18 protein-coding genes and 1 riboswitch are annotated in these 19,099 nt (G+C 71.7%); of the genes, 14 read left to right on the forward strand and 4 right to left on the reverse strand.

Going from position 1 to position 19,099, the window contains the following annotated elements; all coding sequences use genetic code 11:
• Positions 1-147: 147 nt before the first annotated feature.
• Together IE172_RS03935 and IE172_RS03940 are read left to right on the forward strand one after the other, a co-directional pair.
• A complete protein-coding gene (locus IE172_RS03935; protein ID WP_190095619.1) occupies positions 148-546 on the forward strand; it encodes a cytochrome c oxidase subunit 4 in 399 nt (132 codons plus the stop codon).
• Positions 547-674: 128 nt separating this feature from the next.
• Positions 675-1,949 (forward strand): L,D-transpeptidase, encoded by a 1,275-nt coding sequence (locus IE172_RS03940; protein ID WP_190095620.1) that lies wholly within the window; start codon positions 675-677, stop codon positions 1,947-1,949.
• 79 nt (positions 1,950-2,028) lie between these two features.
• Here the strand turns inward: IE172_RS03940 and IE172_RS03945 are convergent, their stop codons facing one another.
• Positions 2,029-2,433 (reverse strand): response regulator, encoded by a 405-nt coding sequence (locus IE172_RS03945; protein WP_190095621.1) that lies wholly within the window; start codon positions 2,431-2,433, stop codon positions 2,029-2,031.
• A gap of 226 nt (positions 2,434-2,659) precedes the next feature.
• Here IE172_RS03945 and ctaE point away from each other — a divergent pair, with 226 nt between their 5' ends.
• The 6 genes from ctaE (at position 2,660) to IE172_RS03975 (ending at position 9,788) form a co-directional block, all read left to right on the forward strand.
• Positions 2,660-3,271: an aa3-type cytochrome oxidase subunit III gene (ctaE, locus tag IE172_RS03950; protein WP_190095622.1), complete on the forward strand. Its 612-nt coding sequence runs from the start codon at positions 2,660-2,662 to the stop codon at positions 3,269-3,271.
• Between the two features lie 79 nt (positions 3,272-3,350).
• Positions 3,351-4,163: a cytochrome bc1 complex diheme cytochrome c subunit gene (gene qcrC / locus IE172_RS03955; protein WP_190095623.1), complete on the forward strand. Its 813-nt coding sequence runs from the start codon at positions 3,351-3,353 to the stop codon at positions 4,161-4,163.
• On the forward strand, positions 4,160-5,218 hold the full coding sequence (qcrA, locus tag IE172_RS03960) for a cytochrome bc1 complex Rieske iron-sulfur subunit (protein WP_190095624.1): 1,059 nt from the start codon (positions 4,160-4,162) through the stop codon (positions 5,216-5,218). The genes qcrC and qcrA overlap by 4 nt, the downstream gene beginning before the upstream one ends.
• Entirely contained in the window at positions 5,215-6,852 is a 1,638-nt protein-coding gene (gene qcrB / locus IE172_RS03965; RefSeq protein WP_190095625.1) for a cytochrome bc1 complex cytochrome b subunit, read from the forward strand. Before qcrA ends, qcrB begins: the two co-directional genes overlap by 4 nt.
• A 156-nt stretch (positions 6,853-7,008) precedes the next feature.
• On the forward strand, positions 7,009-8,073 hold the full coding sequence (trpD, locus tag IE172_RS03970; protein ID WP_190095626.1) for an anthranilate phosphoribosyltransferase: 1,065 nt from the start codon (positions 7,009-7,011) through the stop codon (positions 8,071-8,073).
• 78 nt (positions 8,074-8,151) lie between these two features.
• Positions 8,152-8,268, forward strand: a riboswitch (SAM riboswitch).
• A 164-nt stretch (positions 8,269-8,432) separates the two neighbouring features.
• Entirely contained in the window at positions 8,433-9,788 is a 1,356-nt protein-coding gene (locus tag IE172_RS03975) for an aminotransferase class V-fold PLP-dependent enzyme (RefSeq protein ID WP_190095627.1), read from the forward strand.
• 180 nt (positions 9,789-9,968) lie between these two features.
• On the opposite strand, the gene IE172_RS03980 is transcribed toward IE172_RS03975, so the two are convergent.
• Entirely contained in the window at positions 9,969-10,250 is a 282-nt protein-coding gene (locus tag IE172_RS03980) for an Lrp/AsnC family transcriptional regulator (protein ID WP_190095628.1), read from the reverse strand.
• Positions 10,247-10,981, reverse strand: coding sequence for a rhomboid family intramembrane serine protease (locus tag IE172_RS03985; RefSeq protein WP_190095629.1), 735 nt, complete (start codon positions 10,979-10,981; stop codon positions 10,247-10,249). Before IE172_RS03985 ends, IE172_RS03980 begins: the two co-directional genes overlap by 4 nt.
• A gap of 157 nt (positions 10,982-11,138) precedes the next feature.
• On the opposite strand from IE172_RS03985, the gene IE172_RS03990 reads away from it, so the two are divergent.
• The 5 genes from IE172_RS03990 (at position 11,139) to IE172_RS04010 (ending at position 16,500) form a co-directional block, all read left to right on the forward strand.
• Positions 11,139-11,378 (forward strand): hypothetical protein, encoded by a 240-nt coding sequence (locus IE172_RS03990; RefSeq protein ID WP_004932140.1) that lies wholly within the window; start codon positions 11,139-11,141, stop codon positions 11,376-11,378.
• A 67-nt stretch (positions 11,379-11,445) separates the two neighbouring features.
• Positions 11,446-12,789, forward strand: coding sequence for an NYN domain-containing protein (locus IE172_RS03995; protein ID WP_190095630.1), 1,344 nt, complete (start codon positions 11,446-11,448; stop codon positions 12,787-12,789).
• A gap of 231 nt (positions 12,790-13,020) precedes the next feature.
• Positions 13,021-14,061, forward strand: coding sequence for a C40 family peptidase (locus IE172_RS04000; protein ID WP_190095631.1), 1,041 nt, complete (start codon positions 13,021-13,023; stop codon positions 14,059-14,061).
• Positions 14,062-14,259: 198 nt separating this feature from the next.
• Positions 14,260-15,276, forward strand: coding sequence for a C40 family peptidase (locus tag IE172_RS04005; protein WP_190095632.1), 1,017 nt, complete (start codon positions 14,260-14,262; stop codon positions 15,274-15,276).
• A gap of 33 nt (positions 15,277-15,309) precedes the next feature.
• Positions 15,310-16,500 carry a hypothetical protein gene (locus IE172_RS04010; protein ID WP_229885765.1) on the forward strand — a complete coding sequence of 397 codons (1,191 nt, stop codon included), beginning with the start codon at positions 15,310-15,312 and terminating at the stop codon, positions 16,498-16,500.
• 50 nt (positions 16,501-16,550) lie between these two features.
• On the opposite strand, the gene IE172_RS04015 is transcribed toward IE172_RS04010, so the two are convergent.
• The gene (locus tag IE172_RS04015; RefSeq protein ID WP_190095633.1) at positions 16,551-17,786 is read right to left on the reverse strand and encodes a glycosyltransferase 87 family protein; all 1,236 of its coding nucleotides are present in this window, start codon (positions 17,784-17,786) and stop codon (positions 16,551-16,553) included.
• Between the two features lie 121 nt (positions 17,787-17,907).
• Here IE172_RS04015 and IE172_RS04020 point away from each other — a divergent pair, with 121 nt between their 5' ends.
• Positions 17,908-19,050 (forward strand): glycosyltransferase family 4 protein, encoded by a 1,143-nt coding sequence (locus tag IE172_RS04020; protein ID WP_190095634.1) that lies wholly within the window; start codon positions 17,908-17,910, stop codon positions 19,048-19,050.
• The last annotated feature ends 49 nt before the right edge of the window (positions 19,051-19,099 follow it).

Consider the following 19,099-nt stretch of genomic DNA (forward strand, 5'->3'; position numbering starts at 1 on the left):
GCCGCGCCACAACTTCACCACCCTTCCGCGGATCCGCAGCGAATCCCCGGCGTTCGACCTGCACCACCCGGAGATCGCCGCGCTCGACCAGCTCGAGAACGCCGGTCACGGTGAGAAGGCCCTCGCTGGTGGCAAGGAGGCCGGCAAGTGAGAATCCAGGGCAACCTGTTCATGTGGCTGAGCCTCTTCTTCCTGATCGTCGCCGGTGTCTACGGCGTCTGGTCGAAGGAGCCGGTCGGCACCACCGCCCTCTTCCTGGCGTTCGGCCTGAGCATCATGATCGGCTTCTACCTGGGCTTCACCGCCCGGCGGGTCGACGTGGGCGCGCAGGACAACAAGGAAGCGGACGTCGCGGACGACTCCGGCGAGGTCGGGTTCTTCAGCCCGCACAGCTGGCAGCCGCTGGCCCTCGCCGTCGGTGGCGCCCTGGCCTTCCTGGGCATCGCGGTCGGCTGGTGGCTGATGTACTTCTCGGCGCCGGTGCTGCTGCTCGGCCTCTGGGGCTGGGTCTTCGAGTACTACCGCGGTGAGAACCGCACCCAGTAACACGCGCCACGGCACTTCGGGGCCCGGACACTCCGCCAGGAGCGTCCGGGCCCCCGCTTTTGCCCCGCGCCTCACCCGTTCGGGCCGTCCAGTGAGCCGACGCGGGCCCGGCTTCCTAGCGTGGGGCCATGAGACAGACAGAGTCCCCCCGTGGCGCGGGCGCCGGCCGGAGCCGCCTCGCCGGCTGCGCGCTGCTGGTGATCGCCCTGGGCGCGGGCGTCACCGGCTGCTCCTCCGACGGCAGCCCGCTGTCCGCCGAGCCGTACGACGCGACGGACCAGATCTCCTTCGTCGGGGTCGACGAGGGCAAGCCCACCGACCCCGACAAGCCCCTGGAAGTGGTCGCCGAGGATTCCGACGGCCGCATCACGGACGTCACCGCCGTGGACGCCTCAGGACGCCACGTGACGGGCGAACTGGCCGCCGACGGCAGCCGGTGGCACAGCACCTCGCCGCTGGCCGCGGACGCCCAGTACACGGTCCGGGTGAGCACCGAGGACGAGGACGGCGCCCCCGGCCGCAAGGTCATCACCTTCACCACCGGCCGGCCCACCTCCGCCAAGCGCCTGGACGTCGCCCTCGGACCCCGGGCGGGCACCTATGGCGTCGGCCAGCCCCTCACCGCCGAGCTGAACGAACCGGTCAGCGACCGGGCCCAGCGGGCCGTCGTGGAACGCTCCCTCAAGGTCGACTCCACGCCCGCCGTGACCGGCTCCTGGCACTGGGTCGACGACAAGAAGCTGCACTACCGCCCGAAGGAGTACTGGCCCGCCCACGCCACCATCCGGGTCCGCAGCACCCTGGAGGGCATCAAGGTCGGCGACCGCCTCCGGGGCAGCGCCACCGCGCCGCTCACCATCCGCACCGGTGACCGCGTGACGGTCCTCACCGACGCCGCCGCGCACCGCCTGACGGTCTACAAGAACGGCGAGGAGATCAAGCAGATCCCCGTCACCACCGGCAAGCCCGGCTTCGAGACCCGCAACGGCGTCAAGGTGGTCCTCGCCAAGGAACCCCTCGTACGCATGCGCAGCAGCACCGTGGGCATCGCCGAGGGCTCCTCGGAGTCGTACGACATGGACGTCCAGTGGGCCACCCGGGTGACGTGGAGCGGCGAATACGTGCACGCCGCCCCGTGGTCCGTCGGCTCCCAGGGCTCCGACAACGTCAGCCACGGCTGCGTGGGCATGAACACCGCCAACGCGCAGTGGTTCTTCGACACCGTGCGCGAGGGCGACGTCGTGGAGGTCGTCAACTCGGCCGGCGACACGATGGAACCCTTCGGCAACGGCTACGGCGACTGGAACCTCGACTGGGCCAAGTGGCAGGCCGGCAGCGCGCTGACGAGCCCCGCGCCCCAGGGCTCCGGCGAGCGGGCACGCCTCCGGCCGACGGCCGTGTAGCGCCCCGGAAGGGGCGCGGGGAGCCGCGCGAACGACCCCCACCGGCCGGCCGCCGCCGAAACGGGCGGGACCGACGGCGTCAGGAGGCGCTCTGCAACCGCTTCTGCCGCAGCAGCGCGGCCAGCGCGGACGCGAACTCCACCGGCTCGACCGGCAGGGTCACCGCGGCCTCCGCCCGGCTCCAGGTCGCCAGCCAGGCGTCCTGCGGCCGCGCGATCAGCAGCAGCACCGGCGGGCAGTTGAACACCTCGTCCTTGATCTGCCGGCACAGCCCCATGCCGCCCATGGGCACGGCCTCGCCGTCGAACACGCACACGTCGATGCCGCCCCGGTCCAGCTCCGTGAGCACGGCCGCCTGGGTCGCGCACTCCACGAACTCCACTACGGGCACGTCGGGGGCCGGCCGCCGGCCGGTGGCGAGCCGCACCTGCTCCCGGGTGTTGGCGTCGTCGCTGTAGACCAGCACCGTGGCGGTCGCCTGCATTGTTCCTCCACGCGTAAGAGAGAGGGCACGGCTCTGTCGGGAACTTCGGGTACCGATGGCGCGGATGCTACCCCCTCGGACCGCCTGTCAACACTGGTTCGGACACGGCTTCGAAGGGGCCCCGACGGGGCTCCGGGTGGGCCATCCGGGCAGTCCAGGACGGGGGAACACACCGAACGGCACCCCCGGGAGTGAGGGCGGGATAAGCGACCGACATAATGTCGGCGTGGCGACAGCAACGACAGTAGATACCGGGCACGCGCACCCGTCGGTCAACCGACCGAACCTCACCAGCGTCGGAACCATCATCTGGCTGAGTTCCGAGCTGATGTTCTTCGCGGCCCTCTTCGCGATGTACTTCACCCTGCGATCGGTGACCGGACCCGACTTCTGGTCGGAGAAGGCCGACCTCCTGAACTTCCCGTTCTCGGCGGCGAACACCACGATCCTCGTGCTCTCCTCCCTCACCTGCCAGCTCGGCGTCTTCGCCGCCGAGCGCGGTGACGTGAAGAAGCTCCGGATGTGGTTCATCGTCACCTTCATCATGGGTGCGGTCTTCATCGGAGGACAGGTCCTCGAGTACACCGAGCTGGTCAAGCACTACGGCCTGTCTCTCTCCTCCGACGCCTACGGCTCGGCCTTCTACCTGACCACCGGCTTCCACGGCCTGCATGTGCTGGGCGGACTCTTCGCCTTCCTGCTGGTCCTGGGCCGGACCTACGCGGCACGGAGGTTCACTCACGAGCAGGCGACAGCGGCCATCGTCGTGTCCTATTACTGGCACTTCGTCGACGTCGTCTGGATCGGCCTCTTTGCCACGATCTACATGATCAAGTAGCAGGGCCCACAGCCTCGCGCGCGAAGCCGCGCACCAACCAGAAGCATCGACGCAGAAGATCCTGACACCGGGGTAATCCGTGAAAAAGCTCTCCGCACGACGACGCCACCCGCTGGCGGCGCTCGTCGTCCTACTCCTCGCCCTGGCGTGCACCGGGGGGCTCTACGCCGTGTTCGCACCCGCGGACAAGGCGCAGGCCGACGAAACCGCCCAGTCCCTCACCATCGAGGAGGGCAAGAAGCTCTACGCGGTCGGCTGCGCCAGCTGCCACGGCACCGGCGGTCAGGGCACCTCCGACGGTCCGAGCCTGGTGGGCGTGGGCGCCGCCGCGGTCGACTTCCAGGTGAGCACCGGCCGTATGCCGGCCGCCACCTCGCAGGCCGCCCAGCTGCCCGACAAGCCGGCCGTCTACTCGCAGGCCGAGATCGACCAGCTGGCCGCGTACATCGCCTCCCTGGGCGCCGGTCCGGCGATCCCCACCGAGGAGCAGTACGGCCCCGAGGGTGCCGACATCGCCAAGGGCGGTGAACTGTTCCGCAACAACTGCGCGCAGTGCCACAACTTCACCGGCAAGGGCGGCGCGCTCACGCACGGCAAGTACGCCCCGGACCTCGAGGACGTCGCACCGAAGCACATCTACGAGGCCATGCTCACGGGCCCGCAGAACATGCCCTCCTTCCCGGACAGCACGCTGTCCGAGCAGAACAAGAAGGACATCATCGCGTACCTGGACACGGTCAACAGCTCCGAGTCCAAGAGCCCCGGTGGTCTCGCGCTCGGCGGATTCGGTCCGGTCTCGGAGGGTCTGTTCGCGTGGGTCTTCGGACTCGGCGCGCTGATCGCGGTCGCCGTCTGGGTCGCCGCTCGGACCGCAAAGGCCAAGAAGTCATGAGTAGCCAAGACATTCCAGAAGAGAACCTGCCCGCAGCGCAGGACACCACCGCCGGTGCGGTGAAGCTCGCGGACGAGAAGAACCCCTTCGCCGACCCGGGCCTGCCGCCGCACGAGCCGCGGATCCAGGACCTCGACGAGCGGGCCGCCAAGCGGTCCGAGCGCACGGTCGCCCTGCTGTTCACGCTGTCGATGCTGGCCACCGTCGGCTTCATCGTCTCGTTCGTGACCATCCCGGTCGACCAGTCCGTCTACATCTTCATGCTCGGTCACATCAGCGCGCTGAACTTCGCGCTCGGTATGACCCTCGGTGTCGCGCTGTTCGCCATCGGCGCCGGCGCGGTCCACTGGGCCCGCACGCTGATGTCGGACCACGAGATCGCCGACGAGCGTCACCCGATCGAGGCCTCCCCGGAGGTCAAGGCGAAGGTCATGGACGACTTCCGCCAGGGTGCCAAGGAGTCGGTGCTCGGCCGCCGGAAGCTGATCCGCAACACGATGTTCGGCGCCCTCGCGCTGTTCCCGCTCTCCGGAGTGGTGCTGCTGCGCGACCTCGGACCGCTGCCCGGGACCAAGCTGCGCGAGACCGCGTGGTCCAAGGGCAAGCTGCTGGTCAACATGAACACGAACGAGCCGCTGCGGCCGTCCGACATCATCGTGGGCTCGCTCACCTTCGCCCAGCCCGAGGGTCTCGACCCGCACGAGCACGGCTTCATGACCGAGATCGCGAAGGCCGCCCTGATGCTCGTCCGCATCCAGCCGGACGACATCAAGGACAAGCAGTCGCTGGAGTGGTCGCACGAGGGGATCCTCGCCTACTCGAAGATCTGCACCCACGTCGGTTGCCCGATCTCCCTGTACGAGCAGCAGACGCACCACGCGCTCTGCCCCTGTCACCAGTCCACCTTCGACCTCTCCGACGGTGCCAAGGTGATCTTCGGTCCCGCCGGTCACGCCCTGCCGCAGCTGCGCATCGGCGTGAACGACGAGGGCTACCTCGAAGCGCTCGGCGACTTCGACGAGCCCGTCGGTCCTGCCTTCTGGGAGCGCGGATGAGTACTACGACGACCCCCGAGTCCCGCTCGCGCGGGAAGGCACCGGCCGGCGAAAAGGTCGCCGACTGGGCCGACGGCCGGCTGGGGATCTACTCCCTGGCCAAGGCCAACATGCGGAAGATCTTCCCCGACCACTGGTCGTTCATGCTGGGTGAGATCTGCCTCTACAGCTTCATCATCATCATCCTCACGGGTGTGTACCTGACGCTGTTCTTCCACCCGTCGATGAACGAGGTGGAGTACCACGGCAGTTACATCCCGATGCAGGGCCAGCTGATGAGTGAGGCCTACAAGTCGACGCTGGACATCAGCTTCGACGTGCGGGGCGGTCTGCTGATCCGGCAGATCCACCACTGGGCCGCGCTGATCTTCCTGGCCGGCATGTTCGTGCACATGATGCGCGTGTTCTTCACCGGCGCGTTCCGCAAGCCGCGTGAGATCAACTGGCTGTTCGGCTTCCTGCTGTTCGTCCTCGGCATGTTCACCGGTTTCACCGGTTACTCGCTCCCGGACGACCTGCTCTCCGGCACCGGTATCCGCTTCATGGAGGGCGCGGTCCTGTCCGTGCCGATCGTCGGCACGTACCTGTCGTTCTTCATCTTCGGCGGCGAGTTCCCCGGCGACGACTTCATCGCCCGGTTCTTCTCGGTCCACGTCCTGCTGCTGCCGGGCATCATGCTCGGCCTCGTGGTGGCCCACCTGATCCTGGTCTTCTACCACAAGCACACGCAGTTCGCGGGTCCCGGCAAGACCAACAAGAACGTCGTCGGCATGCCGCTGCTGCCGGTGTACATGGCCAAGGCCGGAGGCTTCTTCTTCCTGGTCTTCGGTGTGCTCGCGGCCCTCTCGGCGATCGCCACGATCAACCCGATCTGGAACATCGGCCCCTACCGGCCGGACATGGTCTCCACGAACGCCCAGCCCGACTGGTACATGGGCTTCTCCGAGGGCCTGATCCGTGTCATGCCGGGCTGGGAGATCAACTTCTGGGGTCACACGCTCGTCCTGGGCGTCTTCATCCCGCTGCTGATCTTCCCGCTGGTCCTGGTCTCGATCGCGGTGTACCCGTTCATCGAGTCCTGGGTCACCGGCGACAAGCGCGAGCACCACATCCTGGACCGTCCGCGCAACGCCCCGACCCGCACCGCCTTCGGTGTCGCCTGGATCACGTGGTACTTCGTGCTCCTCGTCGGTGGTGGCAACGACCTGTGGGCCACGCACTTCAACCTGTCGATCAACGCGATCACCTGGTTCGTCCGGATCGGCTTCTTCGTCGCCCCGGTCGTGGCGTTCGTCGTCACCAAGCGGATCTGCCTCGGCCTCCAGCGCCGGGACAAGGAGAAGGTGCTGCACGGCCGGGAGACGGGCATCATCAAGCGCCTGCCGCACGGCGAGTTCATCGAGGTCCACGAGCCGCTCAGCCAGGAGCAGCTGCACACCCTCACCGCGCACGAGCAGTACAAGCCGCTCGAACTCGGCCCGGAGGTCGACGAGAACGGCGTCCGGCGCAAGGTGAAGATGAGCGAGAAGCTGCGCGCCAAGCTCAGCAAGGGCTACTACGGCGGGGAGTCCCAGATTCCGAAGCCGACCGTCGAGGAGTACAAGGAGATCACGAGCGGCCACGGCCACCACTGATCCACTTACCGCGCCTCGTCCCAGTCGCCACACGACGGCGAAGGGCCCCCGTCCGTTCTGCGGACGGGGGCCCTTCGGCGTCCCCGGAGCTGGATAGGGTGGAGTCCGGGGACCCGACCGGTTCCCCGGACTCTTCCACGACCATCAGGAGCGGCCATGAGCGCTGTGACCCCCGCTGGAGGCGACACCGCGGCGGGCCGCTCCTGGCCCGCCGTGCTGAACGGACTGCTGGACGGCCGGAACCTCTCCGCCGACGACACCGCCTGGGCGATGGACCTGATCATGCGCGGCGAGGCGACCGACGCGCAGATCGCCGGCTTCGCGGTCTCCCTGCGGGCCAAGGGCGAGACCGTCGAGGAGATCGCCGGCTGCGTACGCGCCATGTACGACCACGCCAACGTGATCGAGGTGCCGGGCGCCACCGTCGACATCGTCGGCACCGGCGGGGACGGCGCCAAGACGGTCAACATCTCCACGATGTCCTCGATCGTCGTGGCCGGCACCGGCGCGAAGGTCGTCAAGCACGGCAACCGGGCCGCCTCCTCCGCGTCCGGAGCCTCCGACGTCCTGGAGAAGCTCGGGGTCAACCTGCACCTCACCCCGCGACGGGTCGCCGAGGTCGCCGAGGAGGCGGGGATCACCTTCTGCTTCGCCGTGAAGTTCCACCCGGCGCTGCGCCACGTGGCCGCCGCACGCGGCCAGCTCGGCATCCGCACGGTGTTCAACTTCCTCGGCCCGCTGTCCAATCCGGCGCGGGTCAAGGCGCAGGCCGTGGGGGTCGCCGACCCGCGGATGGCGCCCATCATCGCCGGGGTCTTCGCCGGGCGCGGTCACTCCTCGCTGGTGTTCCGCGGCGACGACGGCCTGGACGAACTGACCACCACCGCCACGTCCAAGGTGTGGGTGGTCCGCGACGGCAAGGTCGACGAGCAGACCTTCGACCCGCGCGAGGTGGGCATCGAACTGGTGCCGGTGGAGGCCCTGCGCGGCGCGGACGCCTCCTACAACGCGGAGGTCGCCCGCCGGGTGCTGGACGGCGAGACCGGCCCGGTGCGGGACGCGGTGCTGCTGAACTCGGCGGCGGCGCTGGTCGCCCTGGAGCCGGGCACCGGCACCCTGACGGAGCAGATCCGCGCGGGGATGGCGAAGGCGGCCGAGTCCATCGACTCGGGGACCGCCAAGCGTGTCCTGGAGCGCTGGGTGGCCGTCAGCAACGCGTAGCCGCCCGCTGTGCACGATGTCCCGCGATCCGGACCAGGGTTGCGGGACATCGATCACTTCACGTAGTTTCCTGTCCCAGGTCATGAGTGACAGCCATCAGGCCCCGGCCGGCTGTCCGGCAACCCTCCGTCCGTGGCGGGGTGCCCCGGGTGAGGACCAGGCCGTGGGCAGCGAGGTCCACGGCAAGCGCGGACCCCTCGTACACCAGGGGTCCTGGTCGTCGAGGAGCCTCCCGTGAGCAAGCGAATGCGTTAGGGCCGCCGAGCCCCGCCTCCGCGCACCCTCCTTCCTCTTCCCTTCCGCGCTCGAGCGTCGTCCGCTCGCGCGGGGGTTCCGCCTGCCTCACCGGGAGTTCCGCCATGTCCGTTTCCACCGCTGCCGTCGACCGCCCCGTCCGTGCCCCGCTGGCCGCCCCGCTGCCCGTCCTCGGCCGCGATGTCACCGTCCCCCTCGTCACCGGTGGCGAGGTCACCTACGCCGCCCTCGACTACGCCGCCAGCGCGCCCGCCCTGCAGCGGGTGTGGGACGACGTGGCCGCCTACGCCCCGTACTACGGCAGCGTCCACCGGGGCGCCGGACACCTCTCCCGGCTCTCCACCGACCTGTTCGAGAACGCCCGCCGCACCGTCGGGGAGTTCCTGGACTGCCGCGCCGGCGACCAGGTGCTCTTCACCCGGTCCACCACCGACTCCCTCAACCTGCTCGCCGCCGCCCTCCCCGACGGGTGCGAGGTGTTCGTCTTCGAGACCGAGCACCACGCCTCCCTGCTGCCCTGGCGCGGAGCCCGCGTCACCTTCCTCGACGCGCCCGACAGTCCCCGCACGGCCGTGACGGTCCTGGAACGCGCCCTCGCCGACCGTGAGCCGTACGGCCCCGCGCTGGTCTGCGTCACCGGCGCCTCCAACGTCACCGGTGAGCTGTGGCCCGTGAGGGAGCTGGCGGCCGCCGCGCACGCGCACGGTGCGCGGATCGTGCTGGACGCCGCCCAGCTCGCCCCGCACCACGCGGTGAGCGTGCGCGACCTGGAGGTCGACTGGGTGGCCTTCTCCGGGCACAAGCTGTACGCCCCCTTCGGCTCCGGCGTGCTGGCCGGCCGCGCCGACTGGCTGGGGGAGGCCGAGCCGTACCTCGCGGGCGGCGGCGCCAGCCGGAGGGTCACCCGGGGCGCGGACGGGGGAGTGGGCGTGGAGTGGCACGACGGCGCCGCCCGCCACGAGGCCGGCTCGCCCAACGTCATCGGCGCGTATGCCATCGCCTCCGCCTGCCGGGCGCTCACCGAGGCCGGCTTCGAGGAGCTGGCCGCGCGGGAGGAGGCGCTGGTCCGCACGGTACGGGACGGGCTGGCGGACGTTCCCGAGGTGAGGTTCCTGTCGCTGTTCGGGGACGACGCCCCGCGGGTCGGCGTCCTGTCCTTCGTCGTCGAGGGCTGGAACAGCTCCCACTTCGCCGCCGCGTTGTCAGCGGAGTACGGGATCGGGGTGCGTGACGGGCTGTTCTGCGCGCACCCGCTGCTGCGCAGGCTGCTCGGGGGTGACGGGCAGGCGCGGGGTGGGTGCGGGGCCGCGGACAACGCGATCCGGGTGAGCTTCGGCGCGGGTACGCCGGACGAGCACGTGGAGCGGTTCGTGCGGGCGGTACGCGAACTCGTCCGCGACGGCGCCCGCTGGAGCTACCGCACGGTGGACGGGCGCTGCGTGCCGGACGTCTCCGCCTGAGGCTTCTCTCGCCCGTGTCCAGCGGCCGCGCGCCGGGCGCGGGGGACGAGGGAGGGACCGGCGACGGCCCCCCTCTCCAGCACGGCCGTGTCCTTCGGGCCGAGCGCCGCGAAGTGCCGCGTTCCGGGAGGGACGGCGGCGGCGGTCACGGCCGGACGCCGCGCACGGGCGGAGCCGGTGTCAGTTGTCCAGGCCGATGGCGAAGGCCGCCTCCAGGTCGTGCTGCGAGTACGTGCGGAACGCCACGTGCGTGTCGGTGCCCTCCACACCCGGGATCTTGCTGATCCGGCCGGGGATGACCTCCGCCAGGTCCTCGTGCTCGCGCACCCGGACCATGGCGATCAGGTCGTAGGTGCCGGTGACGGAGAAGACCTCGCTGACGCTGTCCAGCGCGGCGATCCGCTCCGCGATCTCGGGGATCCGGTCCACGCTGGTCTTGATGAGGACGATCGCGGTGATCACGGCTGGTTCTCTCCCTCGGGGGCCGGAGCAGGGGCGGACTTCACTGTAGTCGCCCCGCCGAAGCAGACCCACGCGCAGCCGAAGCCCAGGGCGAACCCCAGCAGGTGCGCCAGATACGCCACCCCCGGCCCGTCGTCCGCCCGTCCCGCCGCCGCCCACTGCAGCGCCGCCCAGAACGGCAGCACCACCCACGCCGGCAGCCGCACCGGCAGGAAGAACAGGAACGGCAGCAGACTGGTCACCCGGGCCCGGGGGAACAGGAAGAGGAAGGCCCCGAGGACCGCCGAGATCGCCCCCGAGGCGCCGACCAGGGCCCGCTCGGAGTCCGCGTTGGCGGCTGCGTACCCCAGCAGGGCCAGGGAGCCGCAGCCGACGTAGAGCACGGTGAACCGCAGCCGGCCCATCCGTGCCTCGGTCATCGCTCCGAACACGTGGAGGAACAGCATGTTGCCGAGCAGGTGCACCCAGCCGCCGTGCACGAAGAGCGCCGTCGCGGGCGTCAGGAGGGCCCCGGGGGAACCTTCGAACAGGTCTGCGGGGATGACGCCCCAGCGCCGGAAGTAGGCCCGCTGCGCGGCGAGCAGTTCGTCCCCCGAGCCGTGGACGGGCCCGAGACCCGGGACCGGGCTGGCCAGGAAGACCAGGCAGCACAGCACGACGAGGGTGTGCGTCACCGGCGCGGACGTGCCCCGGATCGCCGCGGCGGCCGACGCGCTCCAGTTGCGGATCATGGACACAGAGCATGACGCAACCGGACGGAACGGCGCATACCGCCTCGCCGCCGTGGACGGGCGGGCGGCGGGGACCCCCCAGGCCGTAGGGTTACGAGCCACACGCACCGGGCGGCCCGGTGCGTCACGCACACTGGAAGGAAGGCGAACAGCCACGATGACGGTTCCTCTGCCGACCGCCTCGACGCGGTGGCGCTGCACCCTCTGCGGCAACCTCACCCGCTTCGACGTGACCCGCTCGTCGAAGGTCGTCGAGTACGTCCACCTGGACCTGGCCGGAGAGCCCAGGGTCGAGGAGCGCGAGGTGCTCGGTGAGACCATCGAGTCGGTGCGGTGCCGCTGGTGCAACGCCGTGGACCAGGTGGAACTGGTGGACAGGCCGGGCGCCGGCTCCTGATGAGGAGCGGGCCCCGCTGACGACGACCCCGCTCCCGGGGTCGCACACAGGCATGGGGGTGTGACGGATGGTGGAGACCACGGGCGGGGGGCCGCAGGACGGCACCACCGAGGTGCTCGACCGTCCGCTGCCCGAAGGCGTGCGCCGCCGCGTCGTCCAGATCGTCGCCGACGGCTTCGGCGGCCTCACGGTCGCCGAGCTGCCCACCCAGCTCAAGCAGTACGCCCGATTCGCGCCGAACCGCCGAGCCAAGTTCGCCGGCAACGCCATGGCGGCGGCGCTGGAGACCGATCTGCTGTTCCGGCAGCGCATCGGGGAGAAGCTCAGGGAGGCCCAGCCGGAACTGACCGGTGCCCTCGACTCGGGCTCCCCGCCCCCGGCCGCGGACCCGCTCGACGTGGCGGCCGCGGCCTATGTGCTCCGCCCGGCCGGCTGGGTCAAGCTGGTGACCGCCGCCGGCGAGGAGGCCCAGCGCGCCGACGCCGAGCGCGCCGACGAGGAGTCCCGGGCCGAACTGGAACGGCTGCGCGCCGAACTCGACCGGGCCCGCGAGCACACCAGGTCCGAGACCGAGCGGCTGCGCGCCGAGCTGGAAGCGGCGAAGAAGGAGACCGACGCGCTCCACCGCAAGCTGCGCTCCGCCCTCAGCGACGTCAAGCGCGGCGAGGCCGCCCTGCGCAAGCTGCGGGCCGAGACGGAGGCCGTGCGCGCCGAGGGCGGTGCCCAGGTGTCGGCCGCCGAGAGCGAGAGCCGGCGCCTCAAGGCCCGTCTGGGGGAGACCGAGGCCGCCCTGGAGGCAGCCCGCCGGGCCGCCCGCGAGGGCCGCAGCGTTGAGGACATGCGGGTGCGGCTCCTGCTGGACACCGTGCTGGACGCGGCCCAGGGGCTGCGGCGCGAACTGGCGCTGCCTCCCGTGTCCGTCCGGCCCGCCGAGACCGTGGACGCCGTGGAGCCGGGGCGCATGACCCCGAAGGACATCGCCGCCCGCGCGCTGTCCGAGAACGACCCGGCCATCGTCGACCAGCTGCTGGCGCTGCCGCAGGCCCATCTCGTCGTCGACGGCTACAACGTGACCAAGACCGGCTATCCCCAGATGCCCCTGGAGAAGCAGCGTCTGCGCCTGCTGGGCCAGCTCGCCCAGCTCGCCGCGCAGACCGGCGCCGAGGTCACCTGCGTCTTCGACGGCGCCGAACTGGCCGCGCCGGTCCTGCTCGCGCCGCCGCGCGGCGTGCGCGTGCTGTTCTCCAAGCCGGGCGTCACCGCCGACGAGCTCATCCGGCAACTGGTGCGCGCGGAGCCGCCGGGGCGTCCCGTCATCGTCGCCTCCACCGACCGCGAGGTCGCCGATGGGGTCGCCCGCGCCGGCGCACGCCCCGTCGCGTCGGCGGTGCTGCTCAAAAGGCTTTCCTAGTATCTGATGCACATCCGTCCCTCGTGCAACGTACAGGGCCGATTGACCGAATTGACGGAACCGTCACGCAACGTAGCGTCAAGAAGGCGTTACCGCAGGTGAGTTGAGACCCGATAAACCCGCTGTGACGGAGATTTTCCGTCCGGGGATTTGAACTGATCACAAGAGAATCACTAGGGTCTCCCTCGAACCCTCGCTCGCGCGATCACTCTCGAGAAGGAGCTCGTCTCCGTGGCGTCCCACCGTCGTCCCAAGCAGCCGAGCCGCGCACGCGTGACCGTGCTCACCACCGCTGCCGCAGCTGCCGTCGTCATGAGCTCCCAGGCCGCCAACGCGGCCCCGAGCGAGAAGCCGAGCAAGGACGAGGTCAAGGCCAAGGTCGACAAGCTCTACGAGCAGGCCGAGCAGGCCACCGAGAAGTACAACGGCGCCAAGGAGAAGCAGGAGAAGCTCCAGAAGGAGATCTCCACGATCCAGGACAACGTCGCCAAGGGCCAGCAGGAGCTCAACGAGCTGCGCGACGGCCTGGGTTCGATGGCCAGCGCCCAGTACCGCAGCGGCGGCATAGACCCCTCGCTGCAGCTCTTCCTCTCCGCCGACCCGGACGACTACCTCGACAAGGCGTCCACCCTCGACCAGTTGAGCACCCAGCAGGTCGACGCGCTGAAGAAGATCCAGGAGAAGCAGCGCGAACTCTCCCAGCAGCGCTCCGAGGCGTCCGAGAAGCTCAAGGACCTCTCCTCCACGCGCACCGAACTGGGCAAGAAGAAGAAGGAAGTGCAGGGCAAGCTCGCCTCCGCGCAGAAGCTGCTCAACACCCTCACCGCCGAGCAGAAGGCCGAGCTCGCCGATGAGCAGAACCGTGCCACCCGCACCAGCGAGCGCGACGCCCTCTCCGTGAACGTCCCGGCCGGCTCCGGCCGCGCCGCCGCCGCCTTCGCCGCCGCCCAGAGCAAGCTCGGCACCCCGTACGTCTACGGCGCCACCGGCCCGTCCTCCTTCGACTGCTCCGGCCTCACCTCCTGGGCGTACGCCCAGGCCGGCGTCGGCATCCCGCGCACCTCCGAGTCGCAGACCGGAGCGGGCACCAGGATCTACTCGGCCAGCCAGCTCAAGGTCGGCGACCTCGTGTTCTTCTTCAACGACCTGCACCACGTCGGCCTCTACGCGGGCAACGGCCAGATCATCCACGCCCCGCGCACCGGCACCGTCGTGCGCTACGAGTCGATGAACACCATCGGCGGTCCCTTCATGTTCGGCGTCCGCGTCTAGCACCTCCCCGACGGCCCGCCGGTGCGCCCGTTAGAGGGAATCGCACCGGCGCCGCCCGGCCCCACGCCCCGCCTTCGACGCAGGTCACAGGCGGGGCGTCACTGTGTGTACGGGCCCGGGCCTTCGGTCCGTGCGCCGCCCCCGGCGCTACTGTCGGCCGCGTTTCCCTGTCCGCCAGCGGAAGGAGCGCGGCTTCCCGTGGGGTCCCATCGCCGTACCGCACCGTCCTCCGGATCCGACCGGAGTGCCGTCGTCGCCCTCGGCCTGCTGTCAGCGGCGGCCACCGCCCTCGGCGCGGCACCGGCCGCGGCGGCTCCGCCCGACGACACCCGGGCGGCCGACGTGGACCGCCTGTACGAGGAGGCGGAGCGGGCGACCGAGGCGTACAACGCGGCCGACGAACGCGCCGACGGCCTGCGCCGTCAGATCTCCGCCGCGCAGGACGGCATCGCCCGCAAGCAGCAGCGCGTCAACGCCATGCGGGAGTCGCTGGGGTCGCTCGCCGGTGCCCAGTACCGCTCCGGCGGCCTGGAACCGGCCCTCGCCCTGCTGCTCTCCGACGACCCGGAGGACTACCTCGAGAAGGCCTCCGTCCTCGACCGGATCACCGTCCACCAGGCCGGCGAGCTGAGGCACCTGCGGGGCGCCCTGCGCTCCCTCGCCCAGGACCGCGCGGAGGCGGCCGGGAAGTTCGGCGCGCTGGACCGGAGCCGCAAGGCGGCCGCCGCCCACAAGCGGACCGTCGAGCGCAAGCTCGCCGAGGCCCGCCGACTGCTCGACTCCCTCCCGGCCGGCGAGCGCGCCGCCTGGGACCGGGCCGGCCGCTCCGCCCGTGCGGATCTGCCCGGCCCCGGCGCCGCGGCGGCCTCGGGCCGTGCGGCCGCGGCCGTCGCCGCCGCCCGCTCCGCCCTCGGCAGGCCGTACGTGTGGGGCGCGAACGGCCCCTCCGGTTTCGACTGCTCCGGCCTCACCCAGTGGTCGTACGCACAGGCCGGGGTCGCGCTGCCGCGCACCTCGCAGGCCCAGCGGTACGCCGGCCGGCAGGTGCCGCTCTCCGAGGCACGCCCCGGTGACCTGGTCCTCTACCGCTCCGACGCGAGCCACGTCGGGATGTACATGGGCAACGGCCAGGTGATCCACGCGCCCTATCCCGGCGCCCCGGTGCGCTACGACCCGGTCGGGATGATGCCGGTCTCGTCGGTCACCAGGGTCTGACCGGGACGGCTCGGCGCCCGTACCCTCGGAAAGGTGGCTGATCGCAGGCGGGTGTCGGGGGCGTCGGTGGTGGCGCTGTGTCTGCTGCTCGTCTCCCTGGTGGCGTGCGGCGGCGGACCCGCGGTCGACGCCGCCCGCGCGGAGGTGCAGTCACTCCTCGACCGGCGCGCCGAGGCCGTCCTGGAGCGGGACGCCGCCGCCTACGCCGGTACCGGCGACCGGGCGGGGTTCGACAATCTGCGCGGGGTCCCGCTGGCGGACTGGTCCTACCGGGTCACCGCCCTGAACCGCACCGGCGACTCGGCCACCGCCTCCGCCGACCTGCGCTACCGCGTCGAGGGCCACGACCGGGCCCCGGTCGTCACCGCCCGCTCCCTGGCCCTGAGCCGGGACCGGGAGGGCCGCTGGTCCGTCGACTCCGACCGCCCCGCGCGCACGTCGGGCGAACAGCTGTGGGACCAGGGCGCGGCACAGGCCGTGCGCGGGGAGCGGAGCCTCGTCCTGGGCGTCGGACAGCCCGCCGTCAAGCTGCGCGAGTACGCGGCGCTCGCGGACCGCGCGGTGCCCGCCGTGTCCGACGCCTGGGGCCCGGAATGGCCCCGGCGCGTCGTCGTGCTGGTGCCGCGGTCCCTGGAGGGCATGGCGGGCCTGCTGGGGTCGCCCGCCTCCTCGTACCGGGGGATCGCCGCGGTCACCACCGGCGCCACCGGCACGGACGGGCGCGGTCCGGCGGACCGGGTCATCGTCAACCCGGACGCCTTCGGGCTGCTCGGCGACGCGGGCCGGCAGGTCGTCCTCACCCACGAGACCACCCACGTCGCCACCCGCGCCCACACCTCCGCCGCGACGCCGCTGTGGCTGTCGGAGGGGTTCGCCGACTGGGTCGGCTACCGCGGCGGCGACCGCGCCCCCGCCGAGGCCGCCCCGGAACTCGCCCACGCGGTGAGCCGGGGGGACGTCCCCGAAGCCCTGCCGCAGGACGAGGACTTCGGCTTCTCCGGGGACGCGGACGGCCTGGCCCGCGCCTACGAGGGCGGCTGGCTGGCCTGCCGTCTGATCGCCGAGCACTGGGGCGAGGAACGCCTCCGCGAGTTCTACCGCACGGTGGGCGCCCACGAGTCCCGCGAGGGCGCCGTCGAGCACGCCCTGGACACGGTCCTGGGCACCACCCCGGAAGCCTTCACCCTCCAGTGGCACGACTACGTCCGCACGGTCCTGCGCTGACCCGCGCCCGCCCCCGCTCGCCGCCGTCCGCGGGCGGTCGTGCCGCCGGGTCAGGACGCGACCGACCTCTCCGCGGCACGCACCGGCTCCGGCACCGCGGCGACCTCGCGCCGCCCCGGTACGGTCGCGCGCCACAGCCCGCGGCCCCCCACCACCGCCGCCGCGACCAGCAGCCCGTTGCGCACCACCAGCAACGACACCCCCAGCGCGTCACTCGCCACCACATGGGCGAACCACACCGGGAACTCCAGCACCGTCACCAGGCAGGCCACCAGCACCAGCCCCGCCGGCACCCCCATCCGGCTCCCCCGGAAGCACAGACAGACCGCGGCGAGCCCCACCAGCCACACCATGTACTGCGGACTGATCACCCGACTCGTGGCCGTGAACAGCAGCACCCCCACGAACGCCGCGTCCGCGACCGTGTGCGGCTCGGACCGACGCGCCAGCACCCGCCACACCACCAGCCACACCAGCGCCGCCCCCGACAGGAACAGCGCCCCCGTACTCACCAGGCTCACGTACGGCCCGAGGAACTCCACCGACCCGTAGTTGAGCAGTACCTCGCCCTCCCACCCGTGGTGCCGGGCCACGTGGAAGACCAGCGCGCCCAGCGACTCCACCTCCGTCCCCCGGTCCTTCTGGAACGTCAGGAACGCGAACGCCCCCGGCATCAGCACCGCGAACAGAGCGGCGACCGCCACACCGGTCACCCCCGCCGCCACCCACGCGGCGCGCCGCCGCACCCCGAGCAGCAGCAGCGCCGGCCACACCTTCAGCAACGCCCCGAACGCCGCCAGCGCCCCCATCAGCCGCGGATGCCGGACCCCGGCCAGCAGCGCGGCCACCGCCACCGCGGTCACCATCACGTCGTAACGCGCGTACACGGTCGGCCCGAGCAGCGGCACGCCCGCCACCCACACCCACGCCCCGCGCCGCGCCCGCCCGGGACCGCGGCCCGCCCGCAGCAGCAGCGCCAGCGTGACCAGGTCGGCGACGAGGGCCAGGACGAAGAACGCGGTGGCGTACTCCAGGAACGGCAGCAGACCGGGGGAGAGGATCGCCAGCGCCGCCGCGGGCGGGTACTGCCAGGTCACGTCGTCCCGCGGGAACGTTCCGGTGCTCAGGACGTCGAACCAGCCCCGGTAGATCACCGACACGTCACTGGTGACGTCCGGCCCCGGGAAGACGATCACCTTCAGCACGCACAGCAGCAGGGCCGCCCTCGTCAGCGCCCAGATGACCAGGAGCCCTGCGAGTGAGCCTGGTGCGGCCGTCGTCTTCACGTGAACCCTGCCCGTCCGGTGCGCCGTCGTGAGGGGCCATGATGTCCCGGACACCGGTGTACGTGCCACAGAGCGCCGCCGTGACGGGCGACCAGAACACCGTTCGATAGGGTCGGCGACGATGCACAAGACCTTGATCGTGACCAACGACTTCCCGCCCCGGCCCGGCGGCATCCAGGCGTTCCTGCACAACATGGCGCTGCGGCTCGACCCCGAGCGGCTCGTCGTCTACGCCTCCACCTGGAAGCGCTCCCGGGAGGGCGTCGAGGCGACGGCCGCCTTCGACGCCGAGCAGCCCTTCACCGTCGTACGCGACCGTACGACGATGCTGCTGCCCACCCCGGCGGCCACCCGGCGGGCCGTCGGACTGCTGCGCGAACACGGCTGCACCTCGGTGTGGTTCGGGGCGGCGGCCCCCCTCGGCCTGATGGCACCGGCGCTGCGCCGCGCGGGCGCCGAGCGGATCGTGGCCACCACCCACGGCCACGAGGCCGGCTGGGCCCAGCTGCCCGCCGCACGGCAGTTGCTGCGCCGGATCGGGGAGTCCACGGACACGATCACCTACCTGGGCGAGTACACGCGCTCCCGGATCGCCTCGGCGCTCACCCCCGAGGCCGCCGCGCGGATGGTGCAGCTGCCGCCGGGCGTCGACGAGAAGACCTTCCACCCCGGCTCGGGCGGTGACGAGGTGCGGGCGCGTCTGGGCCTGACCGACCGGCCGGTGGTCGTGTGCGTCTCCCGGCTGGTGCCGCGCAAGGGCCAGGACACGCTGATCCGGGCGATGCCCGCGGTCCTGGCGGCCGAACCGGACGCCGTGCTGCTGATCGTCGGAGGCGGACCCTACGAGAAGGACCTGCGCCGCCTCGCCGACGACACCGGCGTCGCCGCGTCCGTTCGCTTCACGGGCGCCGTCCCCTGGTCCGAACTCCCCGCGCACTACGGCGCCGGCGACGTCTTCGCCATGCCCTGCCGCACCCGGCGCGGAGGCCTGGACGTCGAGGGCCTCGGCATCGTCTACCTGGAGGCGTCCGCCACCGGCCTGCCGGTCGTCGCGGGCGACTCCGGCGGCGCCCCCGACGCGGTCCTCGACGGTGAGACCGGCTGGGTCGTGCCGGGCGACGACCCGGCCTGGACGGCCGACCGCCTCACCACCCTCCTCGCCGACGGGGAACTCCGCCGGCGCATGGGCGAGCGGGGCCGCGCCTGGGTCGAGGAGAAGTGGCGCTGGGACCTCCTGGCCGAACGGCTGAAGACGCTCCTGTGACGAGGCTCCCTCCTGGAGCGCCGTCCGGATCGGGGCGTCCCCGGGGGCG

Source organism: Streptomyces griseoflavus (assembly GCF_014649995.1).
GTDB classification, from domain to species: Bacteria; Actinomycetota; Actinomycetes; order Streptomycetales; family Streptomycetaceae; genus Streptomyces; species Streptomyces griseoflavus.

Excerpts from the sequence above, each read along its gene's own strand:
- IE172_RS03940 (WP_190095620.1), top strand. The coding sequence starts at position 675 with ATGAGACAGACAGAGTCCCCCCGTGGCGCGGGCGCCGGCCGGAGCCGC.
- IE172_RS03945 (WP_190095621.1), bottom strand. The coding sequence starts at position 2,433 with ATGCAGGCGACCGCCACGGTGCTGGTCTACAGCGACGACGCCAACACC.
- qcrA (WP_190095624.1), top strand. The coding sequence starts at position 4,160 with ATGAGTAGCCAAGACATTCCAGAAGAGAACCTGCCCGCAGCGCAGGAC.
- qcrB (WP_190095625.1), top strand. The coding sequence starts at position 5,215 with ATGAGTACTACGACGACCCCCGAGTCCCGCTCGCGCGGGAAGGCACCG.
- trpD (WP_190095626.1), top strand. The coding sequence starts at position 7,009 with ATGAGCGCTGTGACCCCCGCTGGAGGCGACACCGCGGCGGGCCGCTCC.
- IE172_RS03975 (WP_190095627.1), top strand. The coding sequence starts at position 8,433 with ATGTCCGTTTCCACCGCTGCCGTCGACCGCCCCGTCCGTGCCCCGCTG.
- IE172_RS03985 (WP_190095629.1), bottom strand. The coding sequence starts at position 10,981 with ATGATCCGCAACTGGAGCGCGTCGGCCGCCGCGGCGATCCGGGGCACG.
- IE172_RS03990 (WP_004932140.1), top strand. The coding sequence starts at position 11,139 with ATGACGGTTCCTCTGCCGACCGCCTCGACGCGGTGGCGCTGCACCCTC.
- IE172_RS03995 (WP_190095630.1), top strand. The coding sequence starts at position 11,446 with ATGGTGGAGACCACGGGCGGGGGGCCGCAGGACGGCACCACCGAGGTG.
- IE172_RS04020 (WP_190095634.1), top strand. The coding sequence starts at position 17,908 with ATGCACAAGACCTTGATCGTGACCAACGACTTCCCGCCCCGGCCCGGC.